The sequence below is a fragment of the Kitasatospora sp. NBC_00458 genome (genome assembly GCF_036013975.1).
GTDB lineage: Bacteria > Actinomycetota > Actinomycetes > Streptomycetales > Streptomycetaceae > Kitasatospora.
Genome location: NZ_CP107904.1, coordinates 6,955,660 through 6,974,637, shown reverse-complemented (window position 1 = coordinate 6,974,637; position 18,978 = coordinate 6,955,660). Strand labels below are relative to the sequence as shown.

Below are 18,978 nucleotides of genomic sequence, written 5' to 3'. Positions count from 1 at the left end.
CGGCGGGTGACCGGGGGCAGGGGCGGCGGCGTGGAGGGCGGACGCGCGTCAGACGCGGTCGGCGGCGATCAGGACGTACTGGAAGGAGCCGTCCTTGTAGGAGTTGATGAACGCCTCCTCGATGCCGGTGACCAGCGAGGACGCGGTGGCCCGCAGCTCCCAGTAGGGCAGGGTGGCCGGGGTCAGGTCGATGACGGCGGACGGCACCAGCCGGTTGTCGGCCATCGCGCGCAGGTACTCGCGGCGGGAGTGGATGTTGCACTCGAAGTGCGCGTTGATCTGCGACACGTACTTCGACGGCTGGCCGTAGATCGGGTTCCAGCAGCCCGTGATGGTCACGTACCGGCCGCCCACCGACAGGATGCGGGAGTGCTCGGCGAACAGGTCGTGCAGGTCGACGTACATGCTGGACTCGTTGTTCCAGGACGCTCGGACCGAGCCGGTGTCGAACGGCGTGGCGAGCATGTTGCAGACGCGGGCGCGGACCGAGTCCCCGATGCCCAGTTCCTTGGCCCGCCGGTTGCCGAAGTCGGCCTGCTTGGCGGAGAGGGTGACGCCCTCGACCTTGGCGCCGAAGCGCTGGTGGGCCATCACCATGGAGCCGCCGCGGCCGCAGCCGGCGTCGACGAGCGTGTGGGAGGCGTCGATGTCGCCGAGGTTGTCCAGCAGCACACCGGTCTGTGCGGACTCCAGCCGGTGGAGCTCGGCGATGACCTTCTTCTCGCGCTCGCTGTCGCCCGGCTCGCCCAGCGCGGAGTGGTCGACGTCGCCGATGCCGTAGTGGTGGTGGTAGAGACCGTCGACGTCGCCGAGGCGGAGGTTGACGGGCCGTGCCTCGTGGTCCCAGTAGCGGGCGATGTCACCCTGGTAGGGGGTGGCCGGCCCGGGGACGGTGGCGGCGCCGTTGAGGGGGGTGGTGATGTCGGTCGTGGTCATTGGTCAGCTCCTTGCTTACCAGAAATCAGGCAGGCTGTAGCGGTAGGTGTTGGTCTGGTGCCAGTTGTGGTTGCCGTCGACCCAGACGGCGACGCCGCGCAGGAAGCGCACCAGGGTCGGCACCGGGCAGGCGGCGGCCAGGGCGGCCGCCTCCGCCTCGAAGGCGTGCATGAGCTCGTTGTGGACCTCGACGGCCTTCAGGTAGGCGTCGCGTTCGGAGCCGCCCTCGCGTTCGGCGATCACCACGGGCAGGTTCAGGTGCCGGCCGGGGCTGGCGAGTTCCTTGGTGTAGGAGTACAGGTCGTTGACGATCGTGGTGGCGTTGGAGGCCAGCGCGATGACCCGTTGCACGGCGGGCTGGGCGTGGAGGTCGGCGGGCAGCTCGTAGCCGCCGACGGTGTCCGTGATGGTCGGGCAGGGGCGGAAGTTGTTGAACTGGCGCATCGCCAGGTACTCCCACACCTCCGGGACGTAGTCGGTCTCGGACCACGCGGCCTCGGCGAGGTAGCCGAGGTGGAGCCGGGCCATGTCGTGCCGGAACCGGTCCGCCTGGGCCGGGGTGGCCGCGGCGTTGAAGTACTCCATCGCGGAGCGGTAGGCGCGCCGGGGGGCGTCCGACCCGAGGGACTCCGCCCAGTCCGGCCCGTACGCCTGCGTGGTGTGCAGCGGGTCGAGGGCGGTGTGGGCGAGCAGGAGGCGCCCGCCGAGGCCGACGGGCGAGCCGCCGTGGTCCTCGCAGTAGCAGTCGTCGACGACGTTCTCGGCGACCATGAGCCGCGTCGCGACCATCAGGTGGTCGATGTCGGGGGCGTCCGGGTGGCAGCCGACCATGTAGCGGCCCACCGAGAAGCCGTCGAACTGGTCCTCCCACTCCGGCGGGTAGAGCTGGACCTCGTCCACCGCCCAGGACTTGATGCGGCGGCTGACCTCCGCCACCCGCTCGGGGTCGGGCTCCGGCACCGGGTGCCAGTACAGGCCCGGGATGGGGTCGCCGGCCTCGGGGGGTCCACCGTCCGCCACCGGGGCCGCCTCCGCCACGACGACCGGGCCGGCCGCGGGGATCGCACCGGGCCCGGGGATCGTGCCGACCCCGGGGACCGCGCCCGCCGTGGGGATCGCGCCCAGCGCAGGGGCCGTCGCCACCGCCGCGGTCGCACCCACCGCCGCCGGAGCGGCGTCCGCCGCCTCGGCGGGTGTTCCGCCCGGCGCCCCGGGTCCGCCGGCCGGCGCATCGGGCGACTCCCCGCGCGGCGGCAGGTACAGGCCCGCCGTGCCCAGGCCGCTGGGACCGCGGAGGATCCGGTCCAGGGCCGCGGAGCTCACGACCGCACCGCTTCCGCTTGCACGTTCGCCGGCACGCCTCGCGCGGCCGCGGTGGGACCGGCCTGCGGGCGCCGCAGCGCCCGCGAGGTCTCCGGCCTGGTGCCCAGGGGCATGGGGGAGTCTCCCTCCGAGAAGGACTTCAGGTGGTGATGGACCGTCAGGCGGTCCGCCGGGAACGGGATCTCCTCAAGCGGACCCGTCCCGCTCGCTTCCCAAAGGTAGGCGGGGTGGCAGGTCTGGAACGAGCCGAACGATCTTCTACACCCGATCGGGTGAACGTCTCCGCCTTCCATGTTTGAAGCGCGCCGACGACGTCCCGCTCATGACCCGTCGCCGACCCGGCCCGCGCGGGAACGGTTTTCCGGCACGCCAGGCGGGATCCCGGCCCCCGGGGGGCCGACCCGTTCGGCCCATCGGGCGACCGGGGGCCAATTCACCCGAAACCGATGCCTATCGTGATACACACACCAGCCCGACGGACGAGAGTGCGTTCGACCGGAATCGACCCGGAGTTCGATACGACCCATCCTCGCGTTCGATTCTCCGCGCCCCGCCGGGACCGCGTCCGGAGCCGGTCATGCCCGGCTGCGGAGAGCCACACCGTCACCACCGGCCCCTCCCACCCCGCCGGTCACGCCCCGGCGGCCACGCCCCGACGGTCGTGCCCGGGCAGCAGGGCGGGCGCCAGCCGGAGGGCGAGCAGGCCGTCCGCCAGGCTGACCACGAGGACGTCCCCGTCCGCCGCGAGCGCCATCGCCGGCGAGTACACCGGTATCTCGGCGAGCAGCTGCCCCGCCCGGGGCGACCAGACCCGGACGGTCCGGTCGGTGCTCGCGCTGGCCAGCACGGTCTCCCGCCCGACCCGGACGGTGCTCAGCGCGGTGACCGGACCGCTGTGGCCGTTCAGCGTCGCCAGGTGGTCGCCGGAGACCGGGTCCCAGAGCCGGACGCTGAGGTCCGCGGACCCGCTCGCGAGCAGCACCCCCTGTGGTCCGAAGCCCGGCAGCTCGGCCAGCGAGGTGACCGCGCCCTCGTGCCCGCGGAGCGTCTGCAGCGGGTCCCCCGCCGCCGCGCCCCAGAGCCGGACGGTGTGGTCCGCGGAGGCGCTGGCGAGCATGACGAAGTCGTTCACCCGCACCTCGCGCAGCGCGCTCACCGAGCGGGTGTGACGGTGCCGGCTGGGGAGCAGCCGGCCGGTGTCCCGGGCGATGAAGGTGATCGCGCCGCTGTCGTGGCCGACCGCGAGCACCGTGCGTCCCGCGGGGCGCAGGCCGCAGACGGCCGTCGGCGGGGCCGTCTCGGGGCCGGTCCCCAGGACCTCCGTCCGGCCGCTCCCCGGGTCCCACAGCCGGACGCCTCCGGAGCCGCCGCCGACGAGGCACACCTCGCCGTTCTCCCCCAGCTGGTGCAGGTCGACGACGGTCGGCGGGGGCGGCGGGTGCCGGGTGACCTCCCGGCCCGTGTCGAGGCCCCACAGGACCAGGCCCGTCGGTGTGCCCGCGTGGGCCAGGACGGTCCGCCCGCCGACCCGGACCACGGCCACGGCCCCGCCCCCGGTGGGGGCGGCGTCCCGACCCGACGGGCCGCCGTCCGCGCCCTCCGGCCCGTCGGCCGAGGGGTCCCAGATCCGGACCGTGCCGTCGTCGCCGCCGCTCGCCAGCATCACCCGGTGGCCGACCGAGACCGCGCAGACGGTCCGGACGGCGGAGGTGTGGCCGCGGAGCACCCGGCGGGCCAGGCCCGTCCCGGTCTCCCAGACCCGGATCGTCCCGTCCGATCCGGCACCGGCCACCAGCGGGTCCCCCGGGACCGGCACCGCGCAGACCGCGAGCACCCGGGCCCGGTGCCCTTCCAGGGCCGTCCCCGGCCGCCCGGTCCGCAGGTTCCAGAGCCGGACGTCCGCGCCGGCCGGCTCGGCGACGAACCGGCCTCCGGGATCGGCCGCCAGGGTGTCCGCCGTCGTCTCGTCACGGCTGCCCGGGAAGTACCGGACCGGCGGGCCTCCCGAGGCCGCGTCACCGGCCCGCCCGTCGGCCGCCGGGACCACGCCCCAGAGCCGCAGGCTCCGTGCCCCGCCCATACCGGGTCCGCGGGCGACGATGATGTCGTAGCCCCCGGCGGGCGCCTCCGGTGCGACGGCCGCCAGGGGTCCGGCGTGGTCGTGCAGGGTCTGCAGGTTCTGGCCGCTCACCGGGTCCCACAGCCGCACGGTGACGTCGTCCCCCGCGCTGACCAGCAGGTCGCGCTCGCCCAGCCGGACGTGGCAGAGGTGGCGCACGGCGCCGGTGTGCTCCGCCAGGGTCCGGACGAGCTGCCCGGTGAGCGGGTCCCAGAGCCGCACCAGGTGGTCGGCGCCCGCCGTCGCGAGGACCGTGCCGTGCCCGGTCGGCACCGCGCACACCGCCAGCACCGACCGGGCGTCCCCGGGCAGGGTGCGCAGCAGGTCGCCCGAGGTCGGGTCCCAGACCCGGACCGCCCGGTCGTCGACGGCCGCCATCAACGACCGCTCCCCCACCGGGACTTCGCAGACCAGGGCGACCGTGCCCTGGTGGCCCTCCAGGACGGTGTCCTCCTGCCGGGCGGTCACCGCGGCCCACACCCCCCGGTACGGCGCCTCGGCGGCGAACTCGCCCCCGGCGAGGCCGTCCCGGGCCGCGGTGACGCTGAACAGCGCCGCCCGGGCCGCCGGGCCGGCGTGGATCGCGCGCGGGGTCTTGCGCAGCAGCAGCGACCTCGGCATCGCGGCGGACCCGGCCGGGGTCGCCCCGGCCAGCGGGATGATCCGGCCGAGGTCGGCGCGGAGCAGGTAGGAGTCGTCGAGCAGCAGGTCGTCCAGCACTCCGCCCCTGGCCGCGTGGCCGGGCAGGGCGGCCAGCAGGTAGTCGGGGCAGCCCGTCCACGCCGTGGCCCGGCCCAGCTCGGTGAGCGCCCGGGCGATCTTCCCCTCGTCGGCGGCGGTCATGTCCAGGTCGGCGCGGGCGCCGAGCAGGGCGTCGTCGAGGGCCTGGTGGAAGAGCCGGAGGATCCGGCCGCCGGCGTCACCGGGCTCGGCGGCCATCGTCTCCACCAGGAAGTTGGCGGCCGAGGAGCGGGCGAAGGCCCGCAGCGCGTCCTCCGGCACCGCCACCCCGAACAGCGCCCGGATGGCCGCGCGCCACAGTGCGAGCGGCACGCCCGGCGCCTCCGCGTAGGCCAGCGCGGTCATCGCGTCCCAGGCGGGGACGCCGTCGACCGGCGGCAGCAGCTTCAGGTACTCGCGCAGGGCCGCGTCGACGGTGGGGGTGAAGGCGACGTCGCGGGGGGCGACCGGCGTCCGGTCGGCCATGCCGTGGGTGCGGGCGACCAGCCCGGCGATCAGGAAGTTCTGCTCCGAGAGGGCGGCGATCCGGTGGGCGACCGGGCCGGCCACCGCCTCGTCCCGGTAGGGGCTGTCGGGCCGTTCGTCGCCGGCCAGCTGCAGCGTGGCCAGGGCGTACGCGGCGAGGTCCGCCTCGGAGAAGTAGGTGGCGGTGTCCAGGTCGATGACCCGCATCGCCGTCCCGAACACGGAGAGCAGGCCGCCGCCGTTGTCCCGGCGGCGGCTGCCGAGGACCACCCGGACGCCCAGGTCGCTGCAGGTCTCCACCAGGGGCTGGACGATGCCGGTGATCACGGCCCGGGCGTCGGCGGGGGTGGCGGCCTCGTCGAGGGCGTCGATCACCACGTTGAAGTGCGGGGGCCGGCGGGCCATCAGGGCGTCCCGCAGCACTAGCGCCAGGTCCTGCGGGGCGGCCGGCAGGGCGGCCGACGCACCGCGGGCGATCTCCTCGGCGACCGCCATGGCGGTCTTCCCCTTCGCGTGGACGGCGCAGGCGACCGAACCCACCCGGGCGCGGACGGCGTCGTCCTCGGGCGGGAGGGTCGCCACGACGTCGGCGTCGGCGGTGGTGACGATCCGTCCGAGGACGGCCGACTTCCCGACGCCCGGGGAGCCGGTCACCACGAGGGCCTGCCGCTCGGCGCCCTCGTGCAGCCAGTAGACGATCTCGTTGAGGGCGGTGCTGCGGCCGCGGAAGCGGAAGCCGCGCTCCGCGTCGGTGCTGACGCCCCGGGCGCGCGGGCGCCAGTGGCGGCGCGCCTCCGGGTCGCGGTCCAGGGTCCAGCCCCATGCGGCGAGGGCGCCGTCCCCGGCGGCCTCCGCGGACCAGCTCGCGAGGACGCCCAGCTTCTGCTCGGGCAGGCAGAGGTCGGCCATCCACAGGGTGATCGCCTGGGCGTCCCCGTTGCCGCCGTTCGCCTGGCCGACGATGCCCACCACCGCGTCGTACTCGGGCGACCAGAGCGCGGACCCGCTGAAGCCGGGCTGCACGGGGTAGCGGGAGCCGGTGTCCAACCGGACCCAGCCGAAGGCCAGCGCCTCGCCGACGGACCCGTCCGCCGAGTTGCCGAGCACCTGGCCGTGCGGGAAGCCGAACGACCACCAGGCCTGGCCCACCAGGTCGTCCGGGGTCGGCCGGCGCAGGCGGGCCGCCGCGTAGGCGGGCACGGGCTCGCTCAGGACCAGCACCGCGACGTCGGCCTGCGTGCCGTCCAGGACGTCCGGGTCGGGCAGCACGACCTCGGCCACCTTCACCCGGCGCACCATCAGGTCGGGCAGCTTGGGGAACGCCACCCAGAGTTCCTCGGCGGGCCGCCCCTTGGGCCTCGTGACGTGCGCGCAGGTCAGCACCCGCCGTTCGTCGATCAGGAACCCGGAGCCGATCGCGCCGCCCCGCTGGGCCAGGTGGACGGAGGCCACCCAGTTCCCCGAGCCCGGCCGCCGCACCGCCGGCCCGGACCCGGTCACTCCCCGGGGCCCGGGGCGGAGCCCCCGGTCGCCTCCCCGCGCGGCTTCCAGGTGAGCGTCACCTCGAAGTTGGCCTCGGTCGCCGCCCTGGCGACCAGCCAGTTGGCGGTCCCGTTCACCTTGATGCCGAACTTCAGCTCGACCTCGTCCGGCCCCATCGAGGCCACCTGCGCGAGCACCGCCCGCGCCGCCTCCACGGCCGGCCCGACGGCCTCCCGCACCCGTCCGGCCACCTCGGTCGCCCCGACCGGGTGGAACGCGTCCGTCGCCTCCACCTCGAAGCCGACCACGGTCTCGTCGTCGACCTCGTACGTGATCACGTGTGTTGGCACACTGAAGCCTTCCGTCTCCCCCGCCAGGACGGGCCGAACTCGCGGGCCCCATCGTACGGCCACCGCCCCCTGCGGGCGGCGCGAACGGTCCGACCGGCGGGGGCGGAACGCGTGCGCGCCGTACGGGAGTCGGCGCCGGGCGGCGGTGCCCCGGCCCCCGCTGCCGCCCCCGCCACCGGGCGGCGCGACGGGCGGGCGCCACGACGGGCGCCGCGGGAGGCGGTGCGGGAGGGGCTGGGCGGGAGGGGCCGGGCGGACGGTGCGGGACCAACGGGCCTGCGGGGCCGTCTCCTTCGGGCGGCGTACACGCGTACCTCCAGGGGCCGAGACCCGCCTCCTCAGTCAGAGCGACGATCGCGCCGCAGGCGGCCGGAAGGCTGGGACCCGAGGCGGACGCGGTCCGCCCGCATCCGGGGAGGAACCCGTGAAACACCGCCTTGCCCCCATCGTGGCCGCCGTGGTCGGCCTCGCCCTCGCCGCCTCCGCGGCTCCCGCATTCGCCGCACCCGTGCCCGCACCCGTGCCCGCCCCGACCGCGGGCGCACCGGCCCCCGGCGAGGACTCCGGTCCGGCCTCGGGTCCGGCCTCAGGCCCGGCCGAACCCTTCCTCGCTCCCGAACCCACCGAATCAGCCGAACCCGCCGACCAGGCCGGCCGGGCCGCCGCCGGGCAGCGGCGGAAGGCCCTGGCGGCGCTGACCGAGGCCGGGGCGGTGTCCGCGATCGCCGAGATCCGCGACCGCGGCGGGGTCTGGCGGGGTGCCTCGGGGGTGGCCGACCTGGCGACCGGCTCGCCCGTACGCGCCGACGGCCGGTTCCGGGCCGGCAGCGTGACCAAGGTGCTCGTCGCCACCACCGTGCTCCAACTGGTCGGCGAGCGCCGCGTCGGCCTGGACGACTCCGTGGAGAAGCACCTGCCGGGCCTCGTCCCGAACGGGGCGGGCATCACGGTGCGCCAACTCCTGAACCACACCTCGGGCCTGTGGGATCCGACCAACGAGAGCGACGGGATCTTCCCCGAACTGTTCGACCCGGCGGTCTTCCGCGCCTGGGTCGCCGACGGCGGACTGCAGCGCACCGTCACCGCACGCCGGCTGGTCGCGGTCTCCGCCGCGCACCCGCCGTACTTCCCACCAGGCGCCGAGTGGCGGTACTCCAACACCAACTACGCGCTGCTCGGCCTGCTGATCGAGAAGGCCACCGGGCGCGAGTACGGCCAGGAGGTCACCCGGCGCATCCTGGGGCCGCTCGGGATGGCCGGCAGCCTGTTCCCCGGCACCGCGAGCGCGATCCCCGGCCCGCACGCCCACGGGTACTGGACGATCGTCGACGAGGCCGGGCCGGTCCGCAAGACGTACGTCGACGTCACCGAGCACAACCCCTCCTGGGCGGGCGCCGCCGGCGAGCTGATCTCCACCACGGACGACCTGGCGCGCTTCGAACGGGCCCTGCTCGGCGGACGGTTGCTGCCGCCGTGGCTGATGCGGGAGATGACCTCCACGGTGCAGACCGATCCCGGGTCGCACGAGCTCGACTACGGCCTCGGCCTGGCCCGGTACCAGCTCTCCTGCGGACCGGTGCTCGGGCACAACGGCGGCATCTTCGGCTACGACACCCAGCTCTGGGGCACCGCCGACCGCCAGGTCGCGCTCTCCTACACGGGGCGCGGCGACGAGAAGGACGAGGCGGCCCAACTCGCCGCGATGAAGGGGTTCCTGGAGACGGCGTTCTGCGGCGGCCGCTGACGGGCCGCCGACGTGCGGTGATGTGACTTACCGTCCACCCGGGTGACGGCGTGCGGGAGGCGCCCGGGGGGGCCGCGCCGGCGGCGCCATAATCCCAGCACGGCACGGCGGTGGGCCGGGCTTCGCCGCCGAACGCGCACCCGCCCAAGCCGCGCTCCCCACCCCAAGCCGCGCTCCCCACCCCGAGCAACGCCCCCACCCGAGAAGAAGCGGACCGCCATGACCGACGCCAGCTGGCCGAGCGACCCCGATGCCGACATCCCGATCCGGGAGCTGGCGCTCCACGCCGGGGAAGCGCACACGGAGGTCCTGCGGGTGGTCCCCGAGCTCCTGAGGCTCTCGCTGGACCAGCTGGTGGCCAGGGGCGAGGCGGAACTCGCCACCCTGCACGGGCGGGGACGGCTGACCGACACGGAGCTGCAGCAACTGCTGGACCTGCTGCGCCTGATCCGCTCGGAGGCGTCACCCCGGGAGAAGTCCGAGGGGGTCGACGGCCTGCTGGAGCACTTCAGGACCTCCGGCGCGCACCCGTACGCGGTGGTGATCGCCTCGATCGCCTCGGCCAGCAGCCTCGGCTTCCTCCGGCGCACGGAGGAGGCCGGCCCGGAGGCGGTCGCGCTCAAGGCCTCCCAGGGGGCGGTGGTCGCCTCGGACGTCGTCGGCGGCGTCCTCGGCGTCCTCGTCGGGGACGAGCTCTGCGGCGTGGCCTGCGGGGTCCTGGGCGGGGCCTGCGGCGCGGCGGGCGCGTCGCTCGCCGCCCAGGAACTCCTGTGAGCCGGGCGGCACCCGTCACCGCCGGTGCACCCGCCGGTGACGGGTGCCGCCGCGCCCGCCGGGGCCCTCCGCCGACGGTTCGGCGGCCGGGCCCGGCGGCGCACGCCCGGCGAGATCCGGAGGAGAGGGCCTACCGCCGCCGGGTGTCCCGGGCGAGCGAGTCGACCAGCTCCTCGACGCGCCCCTCGCGCAGGCCGCGGGAGACGAACCAGGCACCGACGTTGCGCACGTCCCGCTCCAGGAACGACAGCCCGCGCGGGTTGGCGATGACGTCCACGATCTGCGGGACGTCGATGATCACCAGCCGCCCGTGGTGGACGAGGATGTTGTAGGCGGAGAGGTCGCCGTGCGCGTAGCCGTCGGCCGCCAGCAGCGACAGGCTGTGGCCGAGCTGCCCCCACAGGTCCTCGATGTCGGCCTCCTCCGCGCGGAGTTGGGCGAGCCGGGGCGCGGCCGTACCGGCCTCGTCGCCGACGAACTCCATCAGGATCTCGGTCCCCGTGATCTGCACGGGGTAGGGGACGGCCACCCCGGCGGTCCAGAGCCGGCTGAGCGCCGAGAACTCGGCCGCCGCCCACTGGCCGGCGATCGCCTCCTTGCCGAACGCGGTGCGCTTGGCCATCGCCCGGGAGACCCGGGACTCCTTGTGCTGACGGCCCTCCAGGTAGCCGGAGTCGCGGTGGAACATCCGGTGCTGGGCGTCCCGGTAGCGCTTGGCGGCCATCAGGGTGCGCCGCCCGGTGCCGGGGACACCGCGCTCCAGCAGGAAGACGTCGGCCTCCTTGCCGGTCTTGACGATCCCGAGCTCGGTGTCGACGGCCGCGAGCTCGGTCACCACCCAGTCGGGGCGCGGCTCGGGCCCCTTCTCGGTGGGGGTGGACTGGTCCCAGGTGGACCAGCGGTCGCCCTCCGCCGGACCGTCGGCGGGGGGCCGGGACACGAGGGCGAACTCGTCGAGGCCTTCGAGGCCCTCGGAGAACCCGGAGGACTCGGAGAACCCGGAGGACCCGGCCGTCCCGGCGGGGAAGTACTCGGGCTCGAAGTCCTCGAACCCGTCCAGCCCCTCGGACCGGCGACCACGCCGGGCCCCGCCCTTGGGGCGGATACGGGAGAAGGAATCACTGTCGGAAAAACGCTCGCGCACTGCGGTGGCTCCTGAGGAGACGACCCACCGGGGCGCGGCCGGTACGGCGCGCTGTCAGTCGGTGGGGAAAGGACGTACGAGGAAGGCGTATGGCGCGCACACCAAGGCGCGCCGCGTGACGGCGGCAACCATCCGGACACACCTCCTCTTCGTCGGGTCCTCGCACCGCATCGGCGAGAACAGGGATCACCCTAGCCGCCCTCCCCGCCGGCGCAACCGATTTAATTCCCCGCCCCCGACCGGCCCCGCTCAGCGGTGCTCGGGGTTCTCGAAGTCGAACCGGCAGCCCGCGTCCCGCGGCCCCTTCGGCCGGCGGCCGCCCGGTTGCCGATTGCACCCCCGGGTCGACCTCCGGCGCCCTACAATCCAAGCGCAACACCCAGTGGGCCGACGGCCGTTCGACGAGGTGCCGAAGCGGGGGAGCACATGGACCGATCGATCGTCTTCGTGCACGGCACCGGCGTGCGGGCGCGGTCGTACACCCGGACGTTCAAGTCGGTCAGCGACGGCGTGGCGGGGATCCGGCCCGACGTTCCGATCCGCGGGTGCTTCTGGGGCGAGGCGATGGGCTCGTCGATGGCCCTGGGCGGTCTGTCGGTGCCCGACTACGACGGGACCGGAGGCGGCCGGACCGGCGACGACGAGATCGCCGCCTGGGGCGTGCTGTACAACGACCCGTGGCACGAGTTGCGGCTGCTCACCCTGCTCCCGCCGCCGCAGGGCGGCCTGATGCGGGCCGGCGAACCCCCGTCGGCCGTCTTCCTCCGCACGATCCGGGACTACGCCCCCGGCCCGGAGTTGCGGGACGCGCTGGCCGACAAGGAGTTGCTGCCCTACTTCGAGGAGGCCCTGGCCGAACTCCGGACGCGACCGGAGCTGCGCGACGCGGCCCGCACCGCCGACCGGACCGGCGACGAGCAGCGCCGGGCCACCGCCCGCGCTGTGCTCGCGTACACCCTGGCAGCAGCGGCCGAGGACGGCCTGGACACCGTGGACGGTCGTGCCCGGGACGACCTGATGGCGCTGCTCGGCGCCGAACTCGCGACCGACGGCCGGTCCGCGAGGGGCCTCCTGCGCAAGGCGTCCGCACCCGTACTGCTGGGTCTCACCTCGTTGGTGACCCGTCGACGTGGCCGGATCGGCGACACCTCGATGCCGTTCCTCGGTGACATCCTGCGCTACCAGGCCCGGGGCAAGGGCGTTCGCGACCTGATCAGGCGGACCGTCGAGGACGCTCCGGGTGAGCGTGTCACGGTCATCGCGCACAGCCTGGGCGGGGTGGCGACCGTCGACCTGCTGATCCAGGAGGACCTGCCGCGGGTCGACCAACTGGTCACGGTGGGCAGTCAGGCAGCCCACTTCTACGAGATCGGCGCGCTGGTCTCGCTCGACCGCACCTCCCCGCCGCCTGAGCACTTCCGTCCGCGCTGGCTCAACATCTACGATCCGCGAGACCTGCTCTCCTTCACCGCCGCCCCCGTCTTCCCCGGGTTCGCCACCGACACCGCAGTGGACAACCGCCAGCCCTTCCCCTCGTCCCACTCCGCCTACTGGGGCAACCCCCAGGTGTGGGAGGCCATCTCCGCATGGTCGGTCTAGGCCCGACCGCCTCGGCCCCCGGCTGCCCGAAGCACCCCGGCCCCGATCCCGACCCATCGGCCGTCCACGCGGTCGTGGTCGGCATCGAGGACTACCCGGAGCACCCGCTCGACGGACCGGCCGCGGACGCCGTGGACTTCTGTGCCTGGCTGCGCGGTCTCGGCGTGCCACCCGAGAACGTCTCGCTCTGGCTCGCTCCGACCGAGTCCAACCGGGCCAAGGCGACGGCGGACGCCCGTGGCCTCAGCATCGAACCGCTCGAACTCGGCCGCCACGACTGGTCCCGGCTGCTCGGCTTCCTCCGTTCCCAGGGGAGCCGGCGCGGAGACCTGCTCTACGTCTACTGGGCCGGTCACGGCGTCATGGAGAACGGCGGACGGCGGCTGCTCCTCCTCCCGGAGAGCACCGACACCAACCCGACGTGCATCGACCTCACGGAGCTCCTCGAACTGACCAGCGACCCGGAGCTGTGGCGGATCGGCCACCAGATCTACCTGGTCGACACCTGCGCCGTGTACACCGAGGCCTACCAGGGCCAGCCCGGGCCGACCGTCTACCCGCTCGGGTCGGTCCGGCGCGACGACGTCTGCCAGTTCGCGGCCTGCGCCGCCGCGCCCGGGCAGTCCGCCCGCGAGGCGCTCGGCCGCGGCGTCTTCTCGGGTGCCCTGCTCCAGTGGCTGCGCCGACCGGGCCACAACCGCCTGATGCCCGATCTCGATTCCCTCAGCCGGGAGTTGGGGCGCCTCCTGGCCGGCGGCGCCGGGCGGCCGGGCGACCAGACTCCGGTGTCCGTGTGGACCCAGGACTGGAGGGGCGACCAACTCCTCCGCACCCTCCGCGACGCCCCGCCGGTGGACCCGGAGGCTGCCCGTGTCGTCGTCCAGGCCCTGATCCACGCACTCCCCGGCCAGAACCTCGTTCCGTGCGCCCGGGATCTGGCCACGGTCTTCGGCAGACGGCCTCCCGCCCCCGGCGAATCCGCTCTCGCCCTGGCCGAGGTACTACTCGGCGAGCCGCGGGGGCTCGCCGCTCTCGTCGAGTTCACGGGCCGGGTGAGTCCGGGCGATGCCAGAAGACTCGGCGGACTCACCTGGATCCTCTCCCAGTACCTCACGCCACTCGTTCTCTCACCCCGCGAGTACGACGAGCTCCGTTCCGTTCTCACGGGCTCGACGACACCGACGGCACAACAGATCCGCAGCTGTGCCAAACGGACCCAGCCCGCCGGGCTGCTGGGGCGGCAGGAAGCGCCCGGACGAACGGACGACCGCGCGCTGCTGTTCGCCGCGGTCGACCACTTCGACCGGCTGGGCGCACCGGCGGGCGCACCGGCGGGCGCACCGGCCGGACCGGACGGCGGGCGGAACGATCGGCCGGGCATCCCGTACGTGGTGTGGTTCGTCGAACACCTGCGGGAGCTCACCGCCGCCGACCCCTCGGCGGACGCCCGGCTGAACGCCTGGGCCCACGACGTGACAGCCCTCCGCGGGGTCTCCGCCGACGCGCTCGACACCCTCCGCGTCACCGCCCGCCACTGGGTGCGCGAAACCGGGCCGAGGAGCCGGCCGACCCGGGTCGTCGCGGAACTGGAGCCGTACGACGGCGTCGGGCGCGACCGGAGCCGCTACCTGTGCTGGGTCTGGGTCGACACCGGCGACGGCGACATGTCCCTCCACTCGACGCATCCCGACGCACCGTGCACGGAGCAGGAGGTGGTCCGGCGGATCCTGGCCGCCGCCCGACAACTCAACGGCAACCGCTCCGACGCCGAGCAGATCGTCGAGGTCGTGCTGCAGCCGGGTGAGAGCCACCTCCCGATCGACGACTGGCGCGCCGAACGGCCCGGAAGCCCGAACCCGAACCCCGGCATCCTCGGCGTCGAACACCCCGTCGTCCTCCGCTTCGCCACCAGCACCGATCTCACCGGCGACCGGACCCACCGGTGGACGTCCGGGAACGCCGACCTGATCGTCCTCGGCGACGAGGAGGCCGAGAACGATCTCGCCTACCGCCACCTCACCATGCACCACAACGCGGCCCGCGCCGTCGTCGCCTCCGGCCCCGCCGAGCGTTCACGCCTCGTCCGGACGGCGCACGAGCGGGGCTACCCCGTGGTCATCTGGGCCCGGAACGCGACCGGTGCGCTCCCCCGCACCGCCTTCGACCCGCTCGAACCGGCCGGAGACCTGGAACGGCTACCCGCCCGGCTGCGCAATCACCGTTGCCTCCCCACCGACGTCGCCTTCGCCGTGCTGTGGGAGCCGCCGGACCGCCCCCTGCCCCGCCAGACGCGCCGGACGCGCCACGAGCCGGGATCCGTCAGCCACCAGGAGAGCGAGAGTCAGCAGTGACCGACCACAACCAGCCCGAGACCGCCGGACCGGACGAGTGGCGGGTCTACCGGGGCACCGGCGAGGCCGGACGTCCGCCGCTGCCCGAACCGCCGCCCTGGCGCACCTTCACCGGCGGCGCCCACCACGCGGGCCCCGTCCCGGAGCGCGGTGCCCGCTACGTCTTCCGTGACGAGGCGCACCTCGACATCGTCAACGCGGCGATCCACCTCCGCCGTCCGCTCCTGGTCACAGGCCCCCCGGGTACCGGGAAGTCGACGCTGGCCTACGCCGTCGCCCGCGAACTCGGTCTGGGCCCGGTCCTGCACTGGCCGGTCAACAGCCGCTCCACGCTCCAGTCAGCGCTCTACCACTTCGACGCGATCGGCCGGCTCCAGGAGCGCGGCCTTCCCCACACCGCGGGACCGGACGACACGCCCGACGCGGCGATCGGCCGGTTCGTCCGGCTGGGCCCGCTGGGTACCGCCCTCGTGCCGTCGCCCCGCCCGCGCATGCTCCTCGTCGACGAGCTCGACAAGGGCGACCTCGACCTCGCCGGCGACCTGCTGACGGTGTTCGAGGACGGCTGGTTCGACATCCCCGAGCTCGCGCGGATCGCCGACAGCGTGCCCGTCGTCCGAGTCCGCACCAGCGACAGCGGCGGGTTCGCGACGGTCGAGGACGGCACCGTCCAGTGCAGCCAGTTCCCCGTCGTCGTCATCACGAGCAACGGCGAACAGGACTTCCCGCCCGCCTTCCTGCGCCGCTGCATCCCCCTGGAGCTGCCCCGGCCGGACGGCGACCAGCTGCGCGAGATCGTCCGGGCGCACCTGCCCGACTCCGACCTCGCCGAGATCGAGCGGCTCATCGCCGAGTTCCTCCGCCTTCGCGACACCCAGGACCTGGCCACCGACCAGATCCTCAACGCCGTCCACCTCCGCACCGGCGGCGTGGACCTCAACGAACGGGAACTCCTCAACGCGATCCTCCACCCCCTCAACGGCACGGGCTGACCGTGTACGAGGCCTTGCGGCGGGCCCTGACCACGATGTCCCCGGGCCTGGACGCCGAAACCCTGCGCGACGCCCTCTGGCTGGCCCGGCGCATTCCCACGGGAACGGCCGCGCCACTCGTACGTCACCGCGAGCGATCCGCTGCCGCCGACCCGGGTCACCCTCCGCTCGGACCGGCAGGCGCACCCGACGAGGAATCCGTCCACGGCCCGCGGCAACCGGTGCCCGCCCTCCACGCCACCGACCCGCGAGCGAGACCCGGTTCACCGGCGACCGCGGGTTCCGCGCCCGCGCAGGAGGTCGCGCTGCCCTCCCCCCGCTCGCTGCCGCACGCACGCGCCCTCGGCCGGGCACTGCGCCCGCTCAAGCGCCGTGCTCCCGGCCGGGAGCTCACCGAACTCGACGAAGCCGCCACCGCGAACGCCGTCGCGCAGAGCGGCGTGCTCCATCCCGTACTTCGCGCCGCGCCCGAACCGTGGCTGCGGCTGGCCTTCGTCGTCGACGTCTCCGGCCGGCCCGAACTGTGGGAGCGCACCGCGGACGAGCTCTACTCCCTGCTCCGCCGCACCGGCGTCTTCAGGCAGACCCGCCGGTACCGGACGGACCGCCCGTCGGATCGTCTCCCCGGAACCGGCCCGGCCGACGGCCGGACCATGGTGCTGCTCATGAGCGACGGACTCGGACCGGACTGGTGGGACACCGGACGGGGTCCGCTGTCCCGGCACCGGACCGCCCACGGACCCGCCGCCCTGGTCCACGCACTACCGCTGAGGCTCTGGCCCCAGACCGGTCTGAACGCCGAACCGGCGGACACCACGGCGCCGTTGGACCGGCTCCTCCCTCCTCCGGTGGTCGCCCTCCTCCCCGCGGCACTCTCCGACTGGGCCCGAGCCGTCGCCGGTGCGCCCGGCAACCGCACACTCCGGCTCCGGACCGGTCTCCACACCGTCCCCCCGTCCTGGCAGCAGGCCGTCCCCCAACTCTCCCCCGAGGCACACCTGCTGGCGACGCACCTCGCCGCTCGGGACGACCTGATCATCCCGGTCATGCAGCTGGTCAACTCCTACGTGAACGGCGGCACCGACCTCGCCCAGATCACCGAACTGGCCGTCGCCGGCCTGCTCACCCCGACGACCGACGGCCGACCCGGCACCTTCGTCCTCGACCCCGAAGCCCGGAACGCCCTGCTCGGCGTCATCCCGCTCTCGGAGCACTTCGCCTGCGCCCGCCACATCACGGAGCAGCTGCGCACCCTGGCCGGCCGCTCCCCCCGCTTCCCCGCGTGGCTCGCGCCGCCCACCGCGAGCGGCTCCGCCCCGCTGGCCTGGGCACCCGAACCGCTGCGCCGCGCCCTGGGTGTGGCGGACCCGCAGGTTCCCGCCGGCCGTGAGGCGGACTCCGCACTTCCGGGCACCCCACGGACCCGGGGGCAGTCCGCGCCGACGGTCCCCCCGGTCGGACCGCGGAGGAGCAGCCGTCCCGTCCCCAGGACCGGCGTCGCCGACGCGGGTGGATCAGAGCGGCGTCCACTCCTCTTTTTCAGCTACGCACGCCAGGACCACCTGGCGTCGGAGGTCGCCCTCAACCAGTTCTTCCACGACCTGAGAGACGAACTCGGCCGACTCGCACCCGACATCCCACCGGAGGAGCTCGTCTTCCGGGACACCGAACGGCTCCGCATCGGCGACAACTGGGAGCAGCAGCTGGCCCGGATGCTGGCCCGCTGCCGCACCATGGTGGCGCTCTACTCCCCGGCCTACTTCGCCAGCCTCTACTGCGGCAAGGAGTGGACGGCCTTCCGCGGCCGGGTCCGCCGGCACGAGGAGCTGACCGGCGACGCCGTCCCGGCGCTCATCCCGGTGCTCTGGAAGTCCCTGCCCGACGCGCTGCCCTACGAGGTCCTGACGACCCAGTACGTCCAGCAGGGCATGGGCGAGACCTACGTCCGCTCCGGCCTGCGCGACCTGCTGCACACCGACCCGCTCGGCGCCGAGTACCGGCAGGTCGTCCGGGTGGTCGCCGAGCGGATCCTGGGCGCCGCCGGCCGCCGGCTCACCGAACTGCCCGACTTCGACCTCGGCGCCGTCCGCGGCTACTTCCCGGTGACACCCCCGGTGCGCTCCGCCCCCACGGCCGGGATGGTCCGGCTCTTCGTCGCGGCCGGGCGGGCCCCCGACACCACCGCGGAGATCGGCTCGCGCACGGGCGGCTGGTACGGCGCCAAGCCCTGGCACTGGGCCCCCTACCACCCGCCGCGCAACCCGTCCCTGGTGGTCCGCGCCCAGCAGCTGCTCACCGCCGCCGGGCACACCACCATCATGGACGAGATCGGCCCGGACCTCGGCGAACGCCTCGACCAGGCCCGCGAGGACAACCAGGTCAGCATCCTGCTGGTGGACCCGTGGGCGGCCGACAGCGAACGCTACCGCTCCGCCCTGCGCGAGTACGACGACCAGAACCACCCCGTCACCGGAGTGCTGATCCCCACCGGCACCGACGACCCGGCCTCAGGGCCCGAACACGACGCCCTCTGGGCCGCCGTGCGCGGCGTGTTCCGCCGGAGCTGGCTGCGCCGGAGCGACCCGGAGCAGCTGTTCCGGGTCGGGGTGAACTCCGAGGACTTCGACGACGTCCTCACCGTCATGGTGACGGTCGCCCGGAACAAACTCATGGACGACAACTTCGACTGGGGGGACGCGGGCGAGCGTGCCGACCCCGGTCCGGGCGGCGCGGAGGCCGACCCGGCGATGCCCGGACCGGCCGTTCCGGCGCGGCGCCCGCAGATCCCCGCCTTCCTCCCGGAGGAAGCGGACGATCCGGCCGAGACCTCCTCCGCGCTGCTCAACCCGGACGGCCACACCTGACGCCGACTCGCCCGCCGCACCGCGAACAGCGCGCCGCCGAGGGCGTGCCCCGCCCGGACATCGGCGCTCCCACCGTCGCTGTCCCCCGACCGGC

At 74.5% G+C, this 18,978-nt stretch carries 11 protein-coding genes; 6 read left to right on the top strand and 5 right to left on the bottom strand.

The genetic code is table 11. The features are described from left to right. Window positions 1–48: 48 nt before the first annotated feature. From OG550_RS28400 to OG550_RS28385, 4 genes are all read right to left on the bottom strand, one after another. On the bottom strand, window positions 49–936 hold the full coding sequence (locus tag OG550_RS28400; protein ID WP_327682261.1) for a geranyl diphosphate 2-C-methyltransferase: 888 nt from the start codon (window positions 934–936) through the stop codon (window positions 49–51). Between the two features lie 15 nt (window positions 937–951). Continuing rightward, complete coding sequence (locus tag OG550_RS28395; RefSeq protein ID WP_442906187.1) at window positions 952–2,193, bottom strand: family 2 encapsulin nanocompartment cargo protein terpene cyclase; 1,242 nt, start codon at window positions 2,191–2,193, stop codon at window positions 952–954. 697 nt (window positions 2,194–2,890) lie between these two features. Beyond that, a complete protein-coding gene (locus OG550_RS28390; RefSeq protein ID WP_327684210.1) occupies window positions 2,891–7,063 on the bottom strand; it encodes a trypsin-like serine protease in 4,173 nt (1,390 codons plus the stop codon). 17 nt (window positions 7,064–7,080) lie between these two features. Next, window positions 7,081–7,416 carry a CU044_2847 family protein gene (locus OG550_RS28385; RefSeq protein WP_327682257.1) on the bottom strand — a complete coding sequence of 112 codons (336 nt, stop codon included), beginning with the start codon at window positions 7,414–7,416 and terminating at the stop codon, window positions 7,081–7,083. A 424-nt stretch (window positions 7,417–7,840) separates the two neighbouring features. Between OG550_RS28385 and OG550_RS28380 the strand changes: the two genes are divergently transcribed. Both OG550_RS28380 and OG550_RS28375 read left to right on the top strand, forming a co-directional pair. Then, window positions 7,841–9,160 (top strand): serine hydrolase domain-containing protein, encoded by a 1,320-nt coding sequence (locus tag OG550_RS28380; RefSeq protein ID WP_327682255.1) that lies wholly within the window; start codon window positions 7,841–7,843, stop codon window positions 9,158–9,160. Window positions 9,161–9,379: 219 nt separating this feature from the next. Next, window positions 9,380–9,934 (top strand): hypothetical protein, encoded by a 555-nt coding sequence (locus OG550_RS28375; protein WP_327682253.1) that lies wholly within the window; start codon window positions 9,380–9,382, stop codon window positions 9,932–9,934. 130 nt (window positions 9,935–10,064) lie between these two features. On the opposite strand, the gene OG550_RS28370 is transcribed toward OG550_RS28375, so the two are convergent. Beyond that, the gene (locus tag OG550_RS28370; protein ID WP_327682251.1) at window positions 10,065–11,078 is read right to left on the bottom strand and encodes a serine protein kinase RIO; all 1,014 of its coding nucleotides are present in this window, start codon (window positions 11,076–11,078) and stop codon (window positions 10,065–10,067) included. A gap of 426 nt (window positions 11,079–11,504) precedes the next feature. Between OG550_RS28370 and OG550_RS28365 the strand changes: the two genes are divergently transcribed. The 4 genes from OG550_RS28365 (at window position 11,505) to OG550_RS28350 (ending at window position 18,884) form a co-directional block, all read left to right on the top strand. Next, the gene (locus tag OG550_RS28365) at window positions 11,505–12,677 is read left to right on the top strand and encodes a hypothetical protein (RefSeq protein WP_327682249.1); all 1,173 of its coding nucleotides are present in this window, start codon (window positions 11,505–11,507) and stop codon (window positions 12,675–12,677) included. Then, window positions 12,665–15,028: a VMAP-C domain-containing protein gene (locus OG550_RS28360; protein ID WP_327682247.1), complete on the top strand. Its 2,364-nt coding sequence runs from the start codon at window positions 12,665–12,667 to the stop codon at window positions 15,026–15,028. The genes OG550_RS28365 and OG550_RS28360 overlap by 13 nt, the downstream gene beginning before the upstream one ends. Continuing rightward, on the top strand, window positions 15,025–16,020 hold the full coding sequence (locus tag OG550_RS28355; protein WP_327682245.1) for an AAA family ATPase: 996 nt from the start codon (window positions 15,025–15,027) through the stop codon (window positions 16,018–16,020). The genes OG550_RS28360 and OG550_RS28355 overlap by 4 nt, the downstream gene beginning before the upstream one ends. 221 nt (window positions 16,021–16,241) lie before the next feature. After that, entirely contained in the window at window positions 16,242–18,884 is a 2,643-nt protein-coding gene (locus tag OG550_RS28350) for a TIR-like protein FxsC (RefSeq protein WP_327682243.1), read from the top strand. Window positions 18,885–18,978 lie beyond the last annotated feature (94 nt).